The sequence below is a fragment of the Actinophytocola xanthii genome (genome assembly GCF_001921205.1).
GTDB lineage: Bacteria > Actinomycetota > Actinomycetes > Mycobacteriales > Pseudonocardiaceae > Actinophytocola > Actinophytocola xanthii.
On sequence record NZ_MSIE01000052.1, the window covers coordinates 1 to 18,981 of the forward strand.

The window sequence follows — 18,981 nt, forward strand, 5'->3', positions numbered from 1 at the left end:
TGCCCGGCTCCGCACGGTGATCGAGGCCTACTACTTCAACCAGCGGCCCATGGCCGAACTCGCCGCCGAACTGGGGGTCACCGAGTCCCGGATCTCCCAGCTCCGCGCCGAAGCCACCGTGCTGCTCCGCGACGCGTTGAACACCGTCCACACCACCAACCCCACCCCCGCCCCCGCCACCGCCACCGCGCAGGCTGAGGGATGCGCCGCCCGCCGCCGCACCGCCTACTACGCCGCCGTCGCCGCCCACGGCACCCTGCGCACCCGCCTCGCCCACACCACCACCACCGGCCTCCCCCTCGGCATCGCCTGACCGGACCAGCCTGAGCCGACCCAGCCTGAGCCGACCCAGCCTGAGCCGACCGGGCCGGCGCTAGCCTGGTCCGGTGACCATCGAGCTGGCCCTGCTGTCGCGAGCGTGCTGTCGCGGCAGCGAGATCACTCGGCCCCGGTTGCGTCACCTGTTCGCGCTTCTCGCCGACGACCTGCGGGCGGGCGCCAGCACCGCGCGGCTGGTGGAGGAGCTGTGGCCGGACGAGCGGCCGGTGCACCCGGCCAAGGCACTTCAGGTCCTCGTCTCCCACGCACGAGCCAGCCTCGGCGCGGACATCATCGCCAGCACACCCTCCGGCTACCGCCTCTCCCTGGGGCCCGACGAGGTGGACGCGGCGGCCGTCCTGGTCAGACTCGCGGCGAGCGTGCGCTGCGCGCGCACCGGCGACCACGCCGCGGCGCTCGAACACGCCGAGGCCGGTCTGGCGTTGTGGTCCACTCCGCCGGAGGTGAACCTCGAGCTCGGCGACCCCCTGTCCATGCTGCGTGCGGCGCGGGCCTCGACGTACCGCTCGCTCGTGCGCGAGCGGTCGCTGGCCCTGTCCCGGCTGGACAGGCGCGCGGAGGCGCTGGAGCTGCTCCTCGAGGTGGTGGGGGAGTACCCGCGCGATGAGGAGGTCCTGGCCGAGCTGCTTCGCTGCGAGGCCGCGACGGTGGGACCGGCCGCCGCGCTGGACCGGTACGAGGCGTACCGCCGCGCGGTGCGCGAGGAGCTCGGCAGCGACCCCGGTCCCGCTCTCCGCGCCGTGCACCACCAGCTGCTCCAGGGCGAGCGACCCCTGGTCCGCCGAGGCGTGCCGCACGAGCCGAACGCCTTGCTCGGCCGGGACGCGGACGTCCGCGCGGTGGCGCAGCTGCTGCGCACCTCCCGCGTCACGTCGATCGTCGGTGCGGGCGGGCTGGGCAAGACCCGGCTCGCGCACGTGGTGAGCCGGCGGGCGGAGCAGCGGGTCGTGTGCTTCGTCGAGCTCGCGGGGGTGGCGGGAGACGAGGACGTCGTCCACCAGGTCGCCTCCGCCCTCGACGTCGGCGAGCCCGGGTTCGCCTCGGTCGGGCGCGGCGACCCGACGGACGGCCTGGCCGGCATCGTGAACGTCCTGGCGCCGGGCCCTGCCCTGCTGGTGCTGGACAACTGTGAACACGTGGTCGCCGGGGCCGCCGAGCTGGTGCGGGCCCTGGTGGCGATGTGCGCCGACCTGCGGGTGCTGACGACGAGCCGCGCCCCGCTCGGCATCTCCTCGGAGTCGGTGTACCTGCTGCCGGAGCTCGAGCCGGCGACGGCCGTCGAGCTGTTCGGCCAGCGGGCGCGGGCGGCGCGGTCCGGTGTGGACCTGCCCGCCGACGTCGTCGCACAGCTCTGCGGTCACCTGGACGGGCTGCCGCTCGCGGTGGAGTTGGCGGCGGCACGCGTCCGGGTCATGTCGGTGGGCGAGATCGCTCGCGGCCTGGAGGACCGGTTCGCGTTGCTGCGCGGCGGGTCCCGGGACGCGCCGGAGCGGCACCGGACCCTGCACGCCGTCATCGACTGGAGCTGGCACCTCCTCGACGCCGCCGGGCGCACCGCCATGCGGGCGTTGTCGGTCTTCCCCGGCGGGTTCACCGGCGCGGCCGCGCGACACCTGGTCGGCGAGGACGCCCTGCGGGTGGTGGAGCAGCTGGTCGGCCAGTCGATGCTCAGGGTGAGCGACACCGGCGCGGGGGTCCGCTTCCGGATGTTGGAGACCGTGCGTGAGTTCAGTGCGGCCCGTCGTGCCGACGCCGGCGAGACCGAGGAGGTGACGGGCCGGTTTCTCGCCTGGGCCCAGGCCTTCGGGCTCGCGCACCAGGAGTCGGTCTTCGGCGGTGAGCTCGTCTCGACGGTGGCACGGATCCGAGCCGAGCAGGACAACCTCGTCCTGGCGCTGCGGTACGGGATCGACCGCCGGGACGGCGCGACCGTGGCGGCGGCGTCCGCCGCGCTGGCCGGGTTGTGGACGGTCGAGTCGAACTTCGGGCGGATGGCGACGTTGGGTGAGGAGACGGCCTGGGTGCTCTCCCACTTCCGACCCGAGCCGGTGTTCGTCGAGGTGACCAGGACGGCAGCGGTACTGGCCGCGGTGAGCGCGTTCCTCCTGCACGGGTCGGGGGCGGCGCGCTCGCTGCTCACCCTGCGCCGGCTTCCCCAGGCTCCGCCGGTCACCATGCCCCGGGCCCTGGACGTCGTGTTGCGTGCGGTGGCCCCTGCGCCGGACCTGTCCGCGCTGGACACGCTGTGCGGCAGCGCCGAGCCGCTGGTGGCGGGGCTGGCCAACGGCGTGGTCAGCCAGCTTCGGGAGACCGCCGACGACCTGGAGGGCGCGTTGGCGGCGGCCCGGCGCTCACTCGGCGCGTTCGAGCGCCTGGCGGTCCCGGTGCTCCTCGCGACCGCGCACTCCCGGATGGGCGAGCTGTGCCTGCGGGCCGACCTGCCGGACGAGACACGCCACCACGTCGGCGAGATCCTCGCCGTCGTGGACGAGGTCGGCGCGTGGACGACGGCCGCCAGGGCGCGGTGGGTCATGGTGCTCGCCGACCTGCAGCGCGGTGCCGTGGACGAGGCGGAGCGCGGGCTCGACCAGGCGCTGCGCGCCGGCGCGGACAAGGCGTTGAGCATGGCCATGTTCGACGTCGCAGTGCGCGCGGAGATCCTCCTGGCCCGGGGCCAGGTCGAGGCGGGCCTGCGGCTGTGGCGTCGGGTGACCGACCGGCAGCGCCGCGACGCCCGCCCGGACGACGGCGGCGACTGGTGGTCGCTGGAGGCCAGGGCGGTGACCGTGGTCGCCCACGCGCACCACAGGCGGCTGGACCTGGTCGAGGAGATCGTCCACGAGCTGCCGTTCCTGCTCCGAGCGGCCGCGACCGTCGCGGCGCCGTCGTCCTACTCGAACTTCCCCATCTGCGGCGCGCTCCTGCTGGCCCTGGGCATGGCGGAGGTCGCCCGCGGGCAAAGGCGGGTGGGCGTGCGGATGATCGCGCTCGCACACCGGTTCCGTTTCACCCGGAACTTCCAGCCGACCATGTCCGCCGCCCGTGCCACCAGGGTCGCCGAGAAGGCCGACGGGTCGGCGTACGCCGAGGCGGTGTCGTCCTACGCCGACCTCGCCCCCGGGGCGCTGCGCCCCGCGGCGATGGCCGCGCTTCGCGAGCGCGAGCTGGTCACTGCCTCGGATCCCTCCTGAACACCGCGCGGGCCCAGAGGTAGCCGGCCACTGCGGCGCCCGCGCACCAGGCGAACGCCAGGCCGGCGCTGGAGCCGACCGGGGTTCCGAGCAGCAGCCCGCGGAGCGTGTCGATCACCGGGGTGAAGGGTTCGTTGTTGGCGAACCAGCGCACGGCCCCCGACATCGAGTCGGGCGTGACGAACGCGCTGCTGACGAACGGCAGGACCTGGACCACGACGGTGAAACCGCCGACACCCTCGGCGTTCCTGGCCGAGAGCCCGACCGCGACCGCAAGCCAGTTGAGCGCGAGCGCCAGCAGGGCGAGGACTCCGACCATCGCGAGCCAGTCGAGCGGGTCGGCGGCCGGCCGCAGCCCCAGCGCCAGGGCTACCGCGACGACGAGCGCACAGCTGGCCATCGTCCTGGCCAGGGCACTGGCGACGTGTCCGGTGAGGACCGAGGCGCGGGAGATCGCCATGGTCCGGAACCGGGCGATGATCCCCTCGGTGGAGTCCCGGTTGACCGCCAGGGCGGTCATGGTCGCGCCGTACCCCACGGTCATGAGCAGGATCCCGGGGACGACGTAGTCGACGTAGCCGCGCCCCGGCGTGCCGCCGCCGAGGCCGGTGTTCAGCGCGCCGCCGAAGATGCCGACGAACAGCAGCAGCAACACCACCGGCATGGCCAACGTCATGATCACCATCGACGGGTAGCGGGCGAGGTGGCGCAGGGTGCGGCGCAGCATCGTCGCCGCGTCGCGGACGGGGTGGGGCACGGTATTCATCGGGCGGGTGGTCATCGGGCGGGTGCTCATCGGGCGTTCTCCTTCTCGGTGCTCGGGCGGCCGGTGAGGGCGAAGAAGACGTCGTCGAGGTCGGGGGTGTGCACGGACAGCGCGTCGACCTCGATCGAGGCGTCGTCGAGGCGGTCGAGCAGCGCCCGCAGCGACCGGACGCTGCCGTCGTTGGGCACGTGCAGGGTGAGCGCGTCCTCGTCGGCGGACCCGCCGAGCGCGCGAGCGGCCAGCTCGACCTCGGCGGCGTCGGTGAACCGGAGGCGGACGTGGCCGCCGGGCACCCGGCGCTTCAACTCGTCCGGGGTACCGGCGGCGACGAGCCTCCCCTGGTCGAGCACCGCGATCCGGTCGGCCAGCTCGTCGGCCTCGTCCAGGTACTGGGTCGTCAGGAAGATCGTCACACCGCCGGCCACGAGGTCGCGGATGATCTCCCACATCGTGCAGCGGCTGCGCGGGTCGAGGCCGGTGGTCGGCTCGTCGAGGAAGATCACCCGCGGGTCGCCGACCAGGGTCATCGCGAGGTCCAGCCGCCGGCGCATACCGCCGGAGTAGGTCGCGGCCGACTTGTGCGCGGCGTCCTCCAGGTCGAACCGCGCCAGCAGCTCGGCGGCGCGACGTCGTCCCTCCCCGCGGCCGAGGTGGTGCAGGTCCGCCATCAGGACGAGGTTCTCCGCGCCGGTGAGCAGGTTGTCCACCGCGGAGAACTGGCCGGTGACACCGATGGCCGCCCGCACGGCGTGCGGCTCGCGGGCGACGTCGTGACCCGCGACACGAGCCTCACCGCCGTCCGCCCCGATCAGGGTGGACAGAATGCGCACGGCGGTGGTCTTCCCGGCGCCGTTCGGGCCGAGCAGCGCGAAGACCGACCCCTCGGCGACCTCCAGGTCGATGCCGTCGAGCACCACCTGGTCGCCGAAGGCCCTGCGCAGCCCGGTCGCGACGACCGCGGGCTGGGACTGGCTGATGGACACGTCCGTCCTCTCGTCAGCGTGGCGCTGGTCGCCACGACCGCGCAAAGCATGTGCGCCGCCGGGTTCATCCGGGTTTCATGAGGGTTCACCGAGGTTTCACCGGTCCCGAGGTTTGGACACGACGTTTCGGGTGCGCCGAGGCGGGCATTCCGGTTGTCCCGTGAGGAGGTTCTGTGGAGGAACGCACGACAGCCGCCGTGCTGGATGTCGGTTGTTTCAGCGCGCACCTGGTCGTGGTCGGCCGGGACCCCGAGACGCTGCGTCGTCCGCTGGTGTCCCACAAGGTGCGGTTGCGGCTCGACCAGGCGCTGGACCCCGCCGGCCGGATCGACGCGGCCGGGATCGACTGCGTCGTGGAGGCCGTGCGGGGCGTTCAGGAACGGCTCGGCGACGTCCGGGTCTCGAGGTTCGTGCCCTACGCGACCTCGTGCGTGCGGGACGCGGCCAACGCCGAGGAGGTGGTCTCCGCGGTGGCCCGGCGCACGGGGGTCGAGCTGCGGCTGTTGTCGGGCCGGCAGGAGGCCCGCTACTCCTACCTCGCGGCGCGCCGCTGGCTCGGCTCCGCCGGCCCGCTCGGCGTGCTCGACATCGGCGGCGGCACGATCGAGCTGGCGCAGGGCGACCAGGTCCGCCCCGCGTTCGCCGGGTCGCTGCCGCTCGGCGCCCGCACCCTCACCCGCGCCGGGCTGGACAGCCTCGAGCGCGTCCCGGGCATGCGAGCCGACCTCCTCCGCGGCATTACCGAGGCCGTCCCGGACGAGGTGCTGGCCGCCTTCGCCGACGGCCCGGCGATCGGCTGCTCGAAGGTGTTCCAGCAGTTGGCGAAGCTCGCCAACGCCCGGGGATCCGATCCGTCGCGGCTGCGCCTCACCGACGTCCAGGCCTGCATTCCCCGGTTGGCCGCGCTCCCGCCGCACCGGCGGGCCCGGCTTCCCGGCATCTCCCGGCACCGCGCCCGCCAGTCGCTCGCCGGCGCTGTCGTCGCCGAGGCGGTCATGACTGCCACCAACCGCGACGTCGTCCGCATCTGCCCCTGGTCCAGCAAGGAAGGCCTGCTGCTCACGCTGCTCGAGTCGGCGCGGTAGCGGCGGCACACGTCCGCGGCCTGTCCCGCAACAGATCGGCCCGTTCGATGCGTGTCAGGGTTGGCCTGTCCCGACCTGCCCAGGAGTGGTGCCGTGACCTTCGAGGAGTTCGTCGCCCAGCGGCTGGACGCGTTGGTCCGGTACGCGACCGTGGTGACCTGGGACCCACACCTGGCCGAGGACATCACCCAGGAGGTCCTCGTCCGGGCGCAGGCCCGGTGGTCGCGGATCGGCCGGCTCGACGCCCCGGAGCCGTACGTCAAGCGGATGGTGGTCAACGAGTTCCTCTCCTGGCGACGGCGTCGGGCGGCGCATCTGGTGTTCCTGCCGCGCGAGACCCTCGACGGGGTGGCCCCGCCGACCTCCGACGGGACCGGCGCCGTGGACGACCGCGACATCGCACACCGGCTCATCGCCGGTCTCCCGCCGAAGCAGCGCGCGGCCATCGCCCTGCGGTACTACGAGGACCTGCCTGACGAGGAGATCGCCGCCCTCCTGGGCTGTCGAGCCGGAACCGTACGCAGTTACCTTTCCCGTGGGCTGGCCGCGCTGCGCGCCGCGATGCCGGCCGAGCGGGCGCGGAACCTCGAGGAGTGCCTGTGAACAGCGAGATCGACGATGAGATCGGAGAGGTGATCCGGGAGGCCGTGCGGGAGCAGGAGCGGCGGGCCGCGCCCGCGGAGCGGGTTCGCGCCGCCCTGCCCAGCCGGGCCGCCAGCTACGCCCGCCGACGCCGGACCGCCAGGGGCCTGACCGCGGTGACCGCGGTGACCGCCGCCGTGGCGGTCGCGGTCGCCGTGCCCGCCGTCCTGCGCGAACCCGACCGAGGTGGGGGAGTGGCGGACCCGTCGACCGCCACGAGCACGACCCGACCCGACAGCGCTGCCCCCGACCTGGGCTCGGTAGCCCTGCGGTTCGCGCCGGCCTGGCTGCCCGAGGGGATGGTCGAGCGGACCCGCGTCGGACCGCTGAGCGACGCGCTCGCCGCCAAGTCGGGCGTCACCCGGATCTGGTCGCGCGCGCCGCTGGACCCCGGCACCGGCTTCCTCGCCGGCGACGGGAACATCGGCCTCTACGCCACGGCGGCCCGGCCCGACGAGGGCGCCGCCCACCTGCCCCCCGTGACGCTGGGGGAGGACGGCAGGCCGGCCCGGACCGGCTCCGGACCCGAGGAGGTAGACATCAACGGTCGGCCCGGACGCGAGTACGGCGGGAACATGCTGGTCTGGCAGCCCGACGAGCGAACCACGCTCGCGCTCGTGGCCCCCGGCGTCGGCCTGTCCGACGAGGACCTGCTCCGGATCGCTCGCTCGGTCCGCCCCGACCCGGCCGTGCTACGCGCGCCGCTGCGCCTGAACTGGCTGCCCGAGGGCATGGTGGCACAGGACCTCACCGTCGCCGGCAACTCGGCGACGGAGTGGGAGGCGGGCGTGATGGCCGAGCAGAAGACCGACCCCGGCGCCGGTGCCCAGCGCTTCGTGGCCGCCCACGTGGGCACCCAGACTCGCTCGGGCGTCCCGCGGGACGGCGAGCGCCTGGAGATCGCCGGCCGGCCGGCGTACCTGAGCCGAACCGAGGGCGGCCTGGAAGCCCGCCCGGGAAACCGGACGGAATGGGTCCTGGTCGTGGACCTGGGGCAGGGCCGCCGGCTCACCGTCCAGGGCGGCACCGGCCAGCAGGCCGGCCGGACGCCCCCGCCCACGCGGGAGGACATGATCCGGGTGGCCGAGAACATCGAGGTGGCCGAACCCGACCTCACCTGGTTCGGCCGCTGAGCGCACCGGCTGGTCACCCGGCGACGGGTGACCAGCCGGACGCCGGATCAGCCGGCGTTGCGCCAGCTCGTGGCCTGGAACCAGGTCCCGCTGAAGTGGCTGTAGCCCACGACAGTGCCGCTGTTGTTGATGTCCATGGCGATGCCGTGGCTGTCGGACAGGGGGACGAGCCGGGTGACCGTCCCGTTGGCGTTCCAGCGCACCGCGTGGGCACGGCCCTCGGCGTCGTTGGCGCTGCCGACCACCGTGCCGGCGTCGCTGACCCCGCTCGCCTCGCTGTAGGGCCTGCCAAGCGTGGGGAGCACGGTCGCCGCACCGGTGAGGTTCCACCGGACCGCCACGCGGTCGTTGCCCGCGAAGCACGAGCCGACGACGTCTCCGGTGTCGTTGAGCCGGTAGGCGAAGCACTCCGGGAAACCGGCGGGGGTGTCGAGCTGGCTGACCGCCCCCGCGGCGTCCCACAGGACCGCGTGGCGGACGCCGTCGGCACCCCGCGAGTACCCGACGACGACGCCCTCGTTGTTGACGTCGTAGGCGATGCTGTCGTTCTCACCGCCCGGCAGCGTGGCCAGCCGGACCGGCTCGGCCGCCGTGCTCTCCCACCGCGCCGCCGACCTGTCGGGGAAGTTCAGGAACCCGACGACCACGCCCGCCTCGTTGGTGCCGCGGGCCTCACCGGCGTAGCCGGGGAGCTCGTGCAGCGCACCGGACTGGTCCCACCACACCGGCACCCGCCACTGGCTCGTGGCCGGCTCCGCCCACCCGACGACCAGGCCGGCGTCGTTGAGGTCGAGGGCCTCGCTGTGTCTGCCGGGGGTGGCGAGCCCGGTCACCCCGGACGAGCGGAACACCACGGCCCGGTTGTACCCACCCGCCGACGTCGAGTAGCCGACCGCGACGCCGTCGTCGCGGACCGACGTCGCCTGGCTGTAGGTGTGGCCCGGTAAGGCACCCAGGTCCGTGACCGTGATCGCGGCTGATGCCGGGACCGCGGTCGCGACCACGGCCACCGCGGCCAGTGCCGCCGCGGCGACTCCCCCATGAGAACGTTTCACGATTAACCTCCTGCGGTCGTGATCTTCAAACGGCCGCAGGCTATCGGGAAACGATCCTCCGCCGGGGGTGTTTCAGCGGGACGCGGTCAGGGCGTCGAAGTCCGGGAACGTGTCGGCCAGCCGGTTGCCGGTGAAGGCACCCACCCAGCCGTCGTCGTCGTGGAAGAAGCGGATAGCCACGTAGTCCGGCCGGGTTCCCATGTCGAACCAGTGGGTGGTGTCGGCCGGCACGCTCAGCAGGTCGCCGGCCTCGCACAGCACGGCGTACACCTTGCCGCCCACATGCAGGTAGAACACCCCGGACCCACGCGCGAAGAACCGGTCCTCGTCATCGTCGTGGGTGTGCTCGGCCAGGAACTTCTGCCGGGCCTGCGCGGCCTGCTCCGCCCACTCGGGACTGTCCTGCGGGGTCATCCGCGTCGCGTCGACCAGGACGTAGCCCTCGGTGTCGACCACGCGCCGCACCCGGTCGGCGTAGGCCTCCAGCACCTGCTCCTGCGTCGGCTCGGCTGGCAGCTCGTCCACCAGCGGCCACCGCTCGAACCGCACGCCGATCTCCTTGAGCTCGGCGGCGATCTCCTCGCCCTCCTCGGTCCGCAGCAACTCCCTGGTCGGGTCGTCGTCCGCCCACACGGTCAGCAGCGTCATCGCACATCCCTTCCCACACCGTCGATCCTCGTCTCGAGGACGAACCTGAGCAACCACTCCAGGCATTCCAGACGGTGCCTGGCCTGCCGGAGGTCGCCTCCCCAGACGTAGATCCCGTGCCGCGCGACGATCAGCGCCGGCGTGTCCGCGCGGAACCCCCGCTCGAACGCGTCCCCGAGCACCCGCATGTCCTGCCCGTTGGGGATCACCGGGACGGTGACCAGGTCGTCATGGGCCGCGCGACCGAAGCCCTTGAGCATCTCCAGGTCGCGCAGCGGCACCCCGTCCGGCCACCGCTGCGCCGCCAGGACCGGGGCGAGCGCGTGGACGTGCACGACGGCGCCCGCCCCCGCCACCGCCGCGATCCGCGCGTGCAGCCCGGCCTCCGCGGACGGCACGCCGCCGGACACCGCGGCGCCCTCGCCGTCCACGACCACCACGTCCTCGGCGGTCAGCTCGCCCTTGTCCAGCCCGCTCGCGGTCACCGCCAGCCGCAGCGGGTCCCGGCCCAGCACGACCGAGAGGTTGCCCGAGGTCCCGCGCATCCACCCCATGCCGGCGTAGCGGGCGGCCTCCCCGGCCAGCGCCGCGCCGGCCGCCGCCAGCTCGGTCATGCCGGCTCCACCGAGACCTCGGCGAGCGAGGCCACCGTCGGGTGCGGGCCGAAGTCGGCGTCGCCGAACGGCTCGCCCGGCCGGGCCACGCCGACCGTCCGCCACCCGGCCGACCGCGCCGCGTCCAGCTCCGCGGGGACGTCGGACAGAAACACGATCCGATCCGGCTCCGCGCCCAGCCGCTCGGCGATCGTCCGGTACGAGGGCTCCTCCCGCTTCGGCCCGGCGTTGACCGTGTCGAAGTGCTCGCGGAACAGGCCGGTCAGGTCGCCCTCGGTGGTGCGGGAGAACGAGGCGACCTGACCGGGTACCGAGCCGGAGGAGAACACGGCGAGCCGCAGACCGGCGTCGTGCCAGGCCCGCAGGGCCGGGGTCACGTCGGGGAACAGCTCGGTGGTGAGCTCGCCCGAGGCGAAGCCCCGCTGCCAGATCAGGCCCTGGAGGGTCTTCAGCGGGGCGGCCTTGCGGTCCTGGGCCATCCAGCCGTGCAGCACGGCCACGACCGCGGCCGTGTCCGCGTCCGAGGCGAGCCCGCCCAGCTCACGGGTCTCGGCGACCGCGGCGGTGGTCACCGGGTCGTCCGGGTGCGCCTCGATCCACGGCCCCAGTCGGGGCCGGGCGTAGTCGTAGAGCACCACGTGCACCTGGCTCGTCGCGGTGAGGGTGCCCTCGATGTCGAGGACGACCCACTCGGCGGTGATCGCCGGCACTGTGTTCGTCGGCACTGTGTCCTTCACTCCTGCTCGTGGTATCCGACCAGCTGGTCGGGGTCGAACGGGCCCCGGTCGGTGACCACCGTGCTCACGAACCGGGGCGGGGTCACGTCGAAGGCGGGGTAGAGCCCGCGGATCGCCGGGTGCACGACGCCCGCCGCGGTCAGCACCTCCGCGCCGGAGCGGTACTCGATCGGCACGTCGGCCGCGGTCGGCGCGAGCCGGTCGGGGGCCTGCACCATGGCCAGGAACGGCACTCCGTAGGCGTGTGCGGCGACCGCGAGGCCGAGCGTGCCGATCTTGTTGACCACGTGCCCGTCCATCGTGACCCGGTCGGCCGCGGTGACCAGCGCGTCGATCCGCCCGGACGCGAGCACGGCGGCACCCATCCCGTCGGTGATCAGGGTCGTCTCCACGCCCATCTCGGCCAGCGTCTCGGCGGTCAGCCGCGCACCCTGCAGGTACGGGCGGGTCTCGGTGCAGTGGACGGTGAACGTCCGGCCGCTCTCCCGGGCCGCCCGCACCAGCTCCACCAGGTACAGGTCCGCCCAGCAGTGGGTGAGCAGCGACGCGTCGTCGGGCAGCAGCCGCGCGGTGTGCCGCCCCAGCGCCCGGCTGCGTGACCGGTACCGCTCGTCGCCGGCGAGGGCGCCGGCCGTGGCGGAGCCGACCAGGTCCGCCTCGTCCACGGCGGACAGCACGGCATGGACGGCCTTGCGAAGGTGGTTGTTGGTGCGCCGGGTGGCGACCAGCCGTTCGCCGGCCTGCCGCAGGTAGGCCAGCGGGTCGGGGCGGGTGGCCGCCTCGCGGGCGGCGAGGACCATGCCCCAGAGCGCGGCGAAGTACGGCCCGGAGGACTGGGTCACCATGTCCTCGATGGCCTTGGCCACGTCCTCGACCGTCGCGCAGCGCACCCACTCCCGACGGGCGGGAAACACCCGGCGGTCCAGGATCAGCACGCCGTCGTCGGTGAGCCGGACGCTGTGCGCCAGGGTGGGCTCGTCCATCAGCTGTATCCCGTCGGCTCGGGGTGGTCCCCGGTGAGGAAGTGCGCGCCGACCTCCCGCGCCTTGTAGGACACCGGGTCGTGCAGGGTCAGCGTGCGGGCGTTGCGCCAGAAGCGGTCGAACCCGTAGGAGTTGGCGGTCGCCCTGGCCCCCACGAACTCGAACACCGTGGTCGTGACGTCGTTGACGAGCCGGGTGGCCACGACCTTGGCCGAGGAGATCGCCACCGCCGCCTCGCCACGCTGCTCGGGGGTCAGGTCGGTGCCGGCCTCGAACGCCGCGCCGAGGGCGGCCGCGGCGATGTCGGTGAGGGCGGCCGCCGCGCGGGTACGGGCGACCAGCTCCCCGTACCCGGCCAGGATGTACGGGTCGGCCGTCGCGGAGTCCACTCCGGACAGCGCCCAGGGTCGGGTCCTGGTCCTGGTGTACTCGGCCGCCTCCGCCAGCGCGCCCTCGGCGATGCCGAGGTAGACCTGGGTCAGCATCAGCTGGAAGCCGATGGCGGCGAGCGAGCCGCGCAGCGCGCCGGGCTCCTCGTGGCCGCCGAGCACGTCCTCCTCCGGCACGTGCGTGCCGGTGAACTCGACACCGCCGCTGGCGGTCAGCCGCTGGCCGAGGTTGTCCCAGTTCCCGAGGTAGGACACGCCCTCGGCCCTGGCGTCGAGGACGAAGGTGAGCTTGGCGCCGGTGTCGCCGCGGGTGGCGCTGACGACGAGGCGGTCGGCGACGCTGGCGCCGGTGGCGAAGTACTTGCGGCCGTCGACGGTGTACCCGCCGGGGACCGGGCTGAGCTTCAGGTCGGCGTCGAGCGGGTTGCTGACCCCCGCCCAGAACCACGCCTCGCTCACCGTGCCCCGCTGCAACCGCTCCACCAGCTCCGGGCGGTCGAACAGCTCGGTCCGCCAGAGCTGGAGGTAGTGGTAGCCCAGCAGGTGCCCGACCGACCCGTCGGCGGCCGCCACGATCCGGGCCGCCTCGTTGGCCGCGAGCCAGCCGGCGCCGGACCCGCCGCGGTCGGTCGGCACGAGCAGGGTGAGCAGGCCGGACTCGCGCAGCAGCGCGACCTCCGCCCGCGGCTCGGCCGCCGTCCGCTCCCGCTGTGCGGCGTCCGCGCGCAGGGTCGCCGCGACTCGTTCGGCCGCGTCCCGCCAGTTCGAGTTCATGTGAGCTCCACAAGTGCGTCCAGGGCGGCGCGGCTGCCGGCCGCGACCGCGTCGGTCACCACCTGCCGGTGCGGGTTGTAGCCAGTCGGGTTGTCGTTGTCCACCGCGGCGTTTCCATCGATCACCAGCACGCCGCCGGCCCGCAGGCCACGCAGCGCGGCGAACACTAGCAGCGTCGACAGCTCCATCTCGATCGCGATGACCCGGGCCGCCACGTAGTCGGCGACGGGCAGCCGGAGAACCATCGGGCTGAACGCCGCCCGGGTCCACACCACCCCCCGGTGCGCCCGAAGACCGTGTGCCGCGGCGGCGCCGGCCAGGGCCAGCACCGCCTCCGGCGTGGCGTAGGCGGGGAACTCCGGGTGGATCAGCTGCTGGGTGACGCCGTCGTCACGGACGGCGGCCTCGGCCACGACGAGGTCGCCGTCGGCGATGTCCGCGCGCAGCGCGCCGGCCGTGCCGAACCGGACGAACGTGTGCACCCCGGCCTCGGCCAGCTCAGCGAACTGGCAGACCGCCCCGGCGCCGCCGACGCCGTGCGAGGACACCACGACCGGAACGCCGCGCCAGGTGCCGGCGAACGTGCGGTACTCCCGGTTCTGCCCGATGAGGGCGGCCCCGTCGAGCAGCTCGGCCACCGCGCTCGCCCGGTCCGGGTCGCCGACGACGAGCGCGTGCGCGGGCAGCCCGGTCCGGGGGATCTTGGTGATCGGCAGGAAGTCGGTCATGTGCTCCTCTTCACGGTCCGGCGGGCGCTGAACACGAACAGCGCCACCAGGGTCACCACGTACGGCGCGGCGTCCGTGGCCTGCTGGGGGAGGCCGAGGCCCTGCAAGCGGAATCCGGCCGCCTCGGCGAGTCCGAACAGGACCGCCGCGGCGAGCACCCCATAGGGCAGGGCCCGGCCAAGGAGAACGGCGACGACGGCGATCCAGCCACGGCCGGCGGTCATGTTCTCCGAGAACAACGTCACGTTGCCCAGGGCGAGCTGGGCGCCGGCGAGCCCGCACAGCGCACCGGCGGCGAGGATCGCGCCGTAGCGGTACCGGTCGACCGGGACACCGAGGCTCGCCGCGGCCTCCGGGCGCTCGCCGACACCGCGCAGCCGCAGGCCCCACGGATGCCGGCCGAGGAACACCGCCAGCACGGGCACGGCCAGCCACGAGAGGTAGACCAGTGCCGAGTGTCCGGAAAGGACCTCCCCGAGGAACGGCACCTCCGACAGGCCCGGAACGGTGAGCGGGTCCAGGCCGGCCAGTGCCGGGTCGCTGAACGTGCCGCGGGTGCCGAAGACGGTCTGCACGAGGAAGCTGGTGAGCCCGACTGCGAGCAGGTTGACCGCGACCCCGAGCACGACGGCGTCACCCCGGAAGGTGATCGTGCCGACCGCGAGCACGAGGGAGTAGGCGGTCCCGGCGAGCGCGGCGGCGAGCACCCCGACCCACACGCTGCCGCCGTACCAGCTCCCGGCCACACCGGCGAAGCAGCCGACGAGCATCGTGCCCTCGAGCGAGATGTTGAACACCCCGGCCCGCTGGCACAGCGCCCCGGCCAGCGCCGCGAACAGGATCGGGGTCAGCGCGCCGAGCGCGGAGGCGAACAACGCGGCGTCCATCACGCGGCTCCCTTCCGGCCGCGCAGCAGCCCCGTCGCCGCCGCCAGGAAGATGATCAGCACCGCCTGCAGGACGGCGGTCAGCTCGCGGGGGACCTGGGTGGCCCGTTCGAGGGCGAACCCGCCGCTGGTCAGCGCGGCGAAGAACAGCGCCGCGAGCAGCGTGCCGAGCGGGCTGGCCGCGGCGAGCAGCGCCGCCAGCAGACCGATCCAGGTGTACTGCGGGGTGATCAGCGCGCCGTCGATGAACCGGTACGGGAACCCGAGCACGACCACCGCGCCGACCAGCCCGGCGAGCCCGCCCGAGCAGGCGAGCAGCCGGACGGTCAGTCGTGGCCGGTCGATCCCGGCGTACTGCGCGAACCTCGGTCCCCAGCCGGTCACCCTGGCCTCGAAGCCGGCCGGTGTCCGAGCGTCGACGACCGCGTACACCACGACCGCGGCGAGGACCAGGAACAGGCCGGCTGTCAGGCCCGTGTCGGCCAGCGCCGGCAGGTGGACGTCCGGGGGCAGCTGCTCGGACTGCGGAAGGCTGGACCCGGGGTCGCGCATCGGGAACCGCACCAGGTACGCGGCAAGCGACACCGCCGGGTAGCTGAGCAGCAGCGTGCTGACCAGCAGCGGCACGCCGAGAGCTGTCTCGCACACCGCGGCGAACGCCGCGTAGAGCGCGCCGGCCAGCACGCCCGCGAGCAGCGCCGCCACTATCCCGAGCACCCCGGGCACCTGTAACCCGACCGCCACGGCGCTGATCGCGCCGAGCACGAGCTGGCCCTCACCGCCGAGGTTGACCAGGCCGGCGCGCAGCGGGATGGCGAGTGCGGTGGCCATCCCGGCCACCGGCACGGCGTAGGCGAGCGTGTCCGGAAGACCGTCCGGGCCGAACGCGCCGACCACGATGGACTCGAAGGCCACCAGGGGGTTCGCCCCGGTGGCGGCGAGCAGGACGGCACCGAGCAGGGCTGCGGCCAGCACGGCGAGAGCGGTGGTGCGCAGACCCCTCACGGCGCGGTCACCCCGGCCATCGCCAGTCCGATCGCCTCCGCGTCCGCCTCGTCCTTGGCGAACTCGGCGACCACCCGGCCCTCGTACATCACCAGGACCCGGTCCGACAGGCCCAGGACCTCGCTCAGCTCGGCCGAGACCAGCAGGATCGCGTGGCCGGCGTCGCGGTAGGCGACCAGCTCGGTGTGGATTCCGACGACCGCACCGATGTCCACCCCCCGGGTCGGCTGCTCGACCACCAGCACCGGCGCCTCCTGGGCCAGCTCCCGGCCGAGGATCGCCTTCTGCTGGTTCCCGCCGGAGAGCGTGCGCATCGGTGCCGACACCCCCGGGGCGCGGACGCCGAACCGGGTGACGATCCGTTCGGCGTGGTCGCGTACCGCCTCGGGGCGCAGCAGACCCCGGCGCAGCAGCGGCGGGCGGCGGTGGAACCCGACGGCGAGGTTGTCCGCGAGCCGGGCCGTCGGCGCGGCGCCGACCTCGCCCCGGTCCTCCGGGACGTGCGCAAGCCCCGCCGCTCGCCGCTCCCGCACCCCGAGCGCGTGGACGTCCCGCTCGCCCAACCGGACCGTCCCGTCGGCGGGGAGCAGGCCGGCTATCGCCGCGACCAGCTCGGTCTGCCCGTTGCCGGCGACCCCGGCGACGCCGACGATCTCCCCGGCCCGCACGGTCAGCGACACGTCGTCGAGCACGCGGCGATCGCCGCGGCGCACGGTCAGGTTGCGGACCGTCAGGGCCTCCGCACCCGGCCGGCCCGGGGGGTACACGCGGTCCAGGTCGACCTCACGGCCGGTCATCGCGGCCGCGAGCCGGCCCTGGTCCAGGCCCCGGGTCGGCGCCGTCATGGTCACCCGGCCGTCGCGCAGCACGGTCACCGCCTCACCGACGGCCGTCACCTCGTGCAGCTTGTGGGTCACCAGCAGGACGGTGCGCCCGTCCGCGGCCAGCTCCCGCAGCACCACGAACAGCCGGTCGGCCTCGGCGGGGGTCAGTACCGCGGTCGGCTCGTCCAGGACCAGCACCCGCGCCTGCCGGTAGAGCAGCTTGAGGATCTCCACCTGCTGACGCGACCCGACCGGGAGGTCCCCGGCGCGGTCGCCGGGCCGCAGCCGGAGCTCGTGGCGCTCGATCAGCTCCCGCACCGCGGCCGTCGCGGCCCGGCGGTCGAGCAGACCGCGCCGGGTCGGCTCGGCCCCGTAGACCACGTTGTCCACAACGGACATCGAGTCGAACAACGCGAAGCCCTGCTGGACCATCCCGACCCCGGCGGCGATCGCCCGCGCCGGGGAGTCGAAGGAGACTTCCCGGCCGGCCAGCTCGATGGTCCCGGCGTCCGGGCGCAGCAGCCCGTAGAGGATCGACATCAGCGTGGACTTGCCGGCGCCGTTCTCACCCATCAGCGCATGGATCTCCCCGGCGGCCACGGTCAGGTCGACGTGGTCGTTGGCGAGCACGTCGCCGAAGCGCTTGACGATCCCCCGGAGACTGACGGCGGGCGGCTGGTCAGGACTGGGCTGGGTCATCAACGCTGATCGTGCCCGCGACGATGTCGTCGCGCAGCTTGCCGACCTGCTCGAGCACGTCGGGGTGGTCGGCGATCACGCACTGGGAGGACTCGACCTCCGGCTGCAGGCCGGTCAGCGAGATGCCGTCCTCCTTGACCCCGTAGGAACGGGTCTCGCCCTGCTCGCCGTCCAGGATGGCCGCGACCCCGTCGGCGATCACGACGTTGGTGCGCTTGATCACGTTGTCGACGACCTGGCCGGGGCTCGCCGGGCACTGGTTGGCATCCACCCCGAAGGCGAAGATCCCGCGCTCCTTGGCGGCCTCGAACACCCCGAGGTTGCCCGACGCGGAAGCCGCGCCCATCACGTAGTCGACGCCCTGTGCCGCCAGGGTGGCGGTGAGCTGCTTGGCCCGGCCGGGGTCGTTGAACGGGTTCGACCCGCCGATGAACAGCGGGCTCAGCGAGGCGGCCGGCTTCACCTGCTTCGCGCCCTCGCCGAACGGCGTGGAGTACCGGCGGAACTGCGGTGTGTCCAGCGCCACGATCGCGCCGACCTTGTTGGACTTGGTGAGCAGCCCTGCCTCGGCGCCGGCGAGGAACACGCCCTCGTACTCGCGGAACACCGCGCAGGTGACGTTGGGGTAGGTCTTCTCGGTGCAGGAGTCGACGAACAGGAACTGCTGCTCGGGATGCTGCTCGGCCTGCTGGGCCACCACGTCGGCGAAGTTGAAGCCGACGGCGACGATCACGTCCGGCTCGTCGCGCACCGCGGCGACGACGTTCTGCTGGATCGAGGCCGGATCGGTGCTCTGGTAGACCTTCTGGGTGCCGCCGCTGTCCTCGGCGGCCTTCTCGATGCCCTCCACCGCGAGCTTGAGGAAGTCGTTGACTCCCACCGGGTTCGGGGTGACCAGTACGAGCGAGGGCCCGTTCCCGTCCCCGGTACCGCTGCTGCCGCCCTCGTCGGGCGAGTTGGCGGCCGCGTTGCAGCCGGTGAGCAGCGCCGCCACCGCGACCAGACCGGCCAACGGGGTTTTCCGAGCCATTGCTTTTCTCCTCCACGCACATGATCGCGAGACCGCCACCAGCGCGGTCTCGAGCGGGAGCGTAGGCGCGGCGTCCAGTACGTGGCCAATGGTCCCACCTGGTGAGAGCCACTCGTCCACCCGTCCGGCAGTACTGAGCCGCTCCCTCGGCCGGGAATGGTCCAACGCCACAGTGTCGGCTTCAAGAGCGCCTGACGGCGTCGCTGCGCGATGGCTTCGCCACTCTTGACCCCGACGCTGTGGCGCTAGGGACGGCCTGTGCGAGGGAGCCGGGGGAGTGTAGGGAGCTTTTCTTGTTCGGTGGAGGCTGCCTAGGGCACGTCCTCAAAGCCCTCGATCGCGGTCTTCGCGCCCAGCCCGCCGCTGGCCGCGTTGTCGGACAGGCCGAGTACAACCCGGTACGAGGCCTGCCCTCCGCCTTGCCAGCGACGACCTGGATCACGAAGCCCATCGACCGGGACTTTGAGGAC

At 73.6% G+C, this 18,981-nt stretch carries 18 protein-coding genes; 5 read left to right on the forward strand and 13 right to left on the reverse strand.

The window, feature by feature from the left end; translation table 11 throughout:
• Window positions 1-313: sigma factor-like helix-turn-helix DNA-binding protein (locus tag BU204_RS25935; RefSeq protein ID WP_269844661.1), on the forward strand; the 313-nt coding region annotated here is incomplete at its 5' end.
• Window positions 314-386: 73 nt separating this feature from the next.
• On the forward strand, window positions 387-3,530 hold the full coding sequence (locus tag BU204_RS25940) for an ATP-binding protein (protein ID WP_075128372.1): 3,144 nt from the start codon (window positions 387-389) through the stop codon (window positions 3,528-3,530).
• Here the strand turns inward: BU204_RS25940 and BU204_RS25945 are convergent.
• Window positions 3,508-4,326 carry an ABC transporter permease gene (locus BU204_RS25945; protein WP_233160588.1) on the reverse strand — a complete coding sequence of 273 codons (819 nt, stop codon included), beginning with the start codon at window positions 4,324-4,326 and terminating at the stop codon, window positions 3,508-3,510. The two genes, BU204_RS25940 and BU204_RS25945, sit on opposite strands and share 23 nt — an antisense overlap.
• Window positions 4,323-5,279, reverse strand: coding sequence for an ATP-binding cassette domain-containing protein (locus tag BU204_RS25950; RefSeq protein WP_075128373.1), 957 nt, complete (start codon window positions 5,277-5,279; stop codon window positions 4,323-4,325). Before BU204_RS25950 ends, BU204_RS25945 begins: the two co-directional genes overlap by 4 nt.
• Window positions 5,280-5,452: 173 nt before the next feature.
• Between BU204_RS25950 and BU204_RS25955 the strand changes: the two genes are divergently transcribed.
• From BU204_RS25955 to BU204_RS25965, 3 genes are all read left to right on the forward strand, one after another.
• Entirely contained in the window at window positions 5,453-6,364 is a 912-nt protein-coding gene (locus BU204_RS25955; RefSeq protein ID WP_075128374.1) for a Ppx/GppA phosphatase family protein, read from the forward strand.
• A gap of 93 nt (window positions 6,365-6,457) precedes the next feature.
• Complete coding sequence (locus BU204_RS25960; RefSeq protein WP_083661644.1) at window positions 6,458-6,967, forward strand: SigE family RNA polymerase sigma factor; 510 nt, start codon at window positions 6,458-6,460, stop codon at window positions 6,965-6,967.
• The gene (locus BU204_RS25965; protein ID WP_075128376.1) at window positions 6,964-8,139 is read left to right on the forward strand and encodes a hypothetical protein; all 1,176 of its coding nucleotides are present in this window, start codon (window positions 6,964-6,966) and stop codon (window positions 8,137-8,139) included. Before BU204_RS25960 ends, BU204_RS25965 begins: the two co-directional genes overlap by 4 nt.
• A gap of 47 nt (window positions 8,140-8,186) precedes the next feature.
• Here the strand turns inward: BU204_RS25965 and BU204_RS25970 are convergent, their stop codons facing one another.
• From BU204_RS25970 to BU204_RS26020, 11 genes are all read right to left on the reverse strand, one after another.
• Window positions 8,187-9,194 carry a hypothetical protein gene (locus tag BU204_RS25970; protein ID WP_143229745.1) on the reverse strand — a complete coding sequence of 336 codons (1,008 nt, stop codon included), beginning with the start codon at window positions 9,192-9,194 and terminating at the stop codon, window positions 8,187-8,189.
• A 72-nt stretch (window positions 9,195-9,266) separates the two neighbouring features.
• Entirely contained in the window at window positions 9,267-9,842 is a 576-nt protein-coding gene (locus BU204_RS25975; protein WP_075128378.1) for a 1,2-dihydroxy-3-keto-5-methylthiopentene dioxygenase, read from the reverse strand.
• A complete protein-coding gene (gene mtnB / locus BU204_RS25980) occupies window positions 9,839-10,456 on the reverse strand; it encodes a methylthioribulose 1-phosphate dehydratase (protein ID WP_075128379.1) in 618 nt (205 codons plus the stop codon). The genes BU204_RS25975 and mtnB overlap by 4 nt, the downstream gene beginning before the upstream one ends.
• Window positions 10,453-11,181 carry an acireductone synthase gene (gene mtnC / locus BU204_RS25985; RefSeq protein ID WP_233160589.1) on the reverse strand — a complete coding sequence of 243 codons (729 nt, stop codon included), beginning with the start codon at window positions 11,179-11,181 and terminating at the stop codon, window positions 10,453-10,455. The genes mtnB and mtnC overlap by 4 nt, the downstream gene beginning before the upstream one ends.
• Before the next feature lie 8 nt (window positions 11,182-11,189).
• Complete coding sequence (locus tag BU204_RS25990) at window positions 11,190-12,176, reverse strand: translation initiation factor eIF-2B alpha/beta/delta subunit family protein (protein WP_075128381.1); 987 nt, start codon at window positions 12,174-12,176, stop codon at window positions 11,190-11,192.
• The gene (locus BU204_RS25995) at window positions 12,176-13,339 is read right to left on the reverse strand and encodes an acyl-CoA dehydrogenase family protein (RefSeq protein ID WP_075128382.1); all 1,164 of its coding nucleotides are present in this window, start codon (window positions 13,337-13,339) and stop codon (window positions 12,176-12,178) included. Before BU204_RS25995 ends, BU204_RS25990 begins: the two co-directional genes overlap by 1 nt.
• Entirely contained in the window at window positions 13,336-14,067 is a 732-nt protein-coding gene (locus tag BU204_RS26000; protein WP_075128383.1) for a phosphorylase family protein, read from the reverse strand. The genes BU204_RS25995 and BU204_RS26000 overlap by 4 nt, the downstream gene beginning before the upstream one ends.
• On the reverse strand, window positions 14,064-14,954 hold the full coding sequence (locus BU204_RS26005; RefSeq protein ID WP_233160590.1) for an ABC transporter permease: 891 nt from the start codon (window positions 14,952-14,954) through the stop codon (window positions 14,064-14,066). The genes BU204_RS26000 and BU204_RS26005 overlap by 4 nt, the downstream gene beginning before the upstream one ends.
• A complete protein-coding gene (locus BU204_RS26010; RefSeq protein WP_075128385.1) occupies window positions 14,954-15,958 on the reverse strand; it encodes an ABC transporter permease in 1,005 nt (334 codons plus the stop codon). The genes BU204_RS26005 and BU204_RS26010 overlap by 1 nt, the downstream gene beginning before the upstream one ends.
• Complete coding sequence (locus tag BU204_RS26015; RefSeq protein ID WP_143229746.1) at window positions 15,955-17,481, reverse strand: ABC transporter ATP-binding protein; 1,527 nt, start codon at window positions 17,479-17,481, stop codon at window positions 15,955-15,957. Before BU204_RS26015 ends, BU204_RS26010 begins: the two co-directional genes overlap by 4 nt.
• A complete protein-coding gene (locus BU204_RS26020) occupies window positions 17,462-18,511 on the reverse strand; it encodes a BMP family ABC transporter substrate-binding protein (RefSeq protein WP_075128386.1) in 1,050 nt (349 codons plus the stop codon). The genes BU204_RS26015 and BU204_RS26020 overlap by 20 nt, the downstream gene beginning before the upstream one ends.
• Window positions 18,512-18,981: the final 470 nt, after the last annotated feature.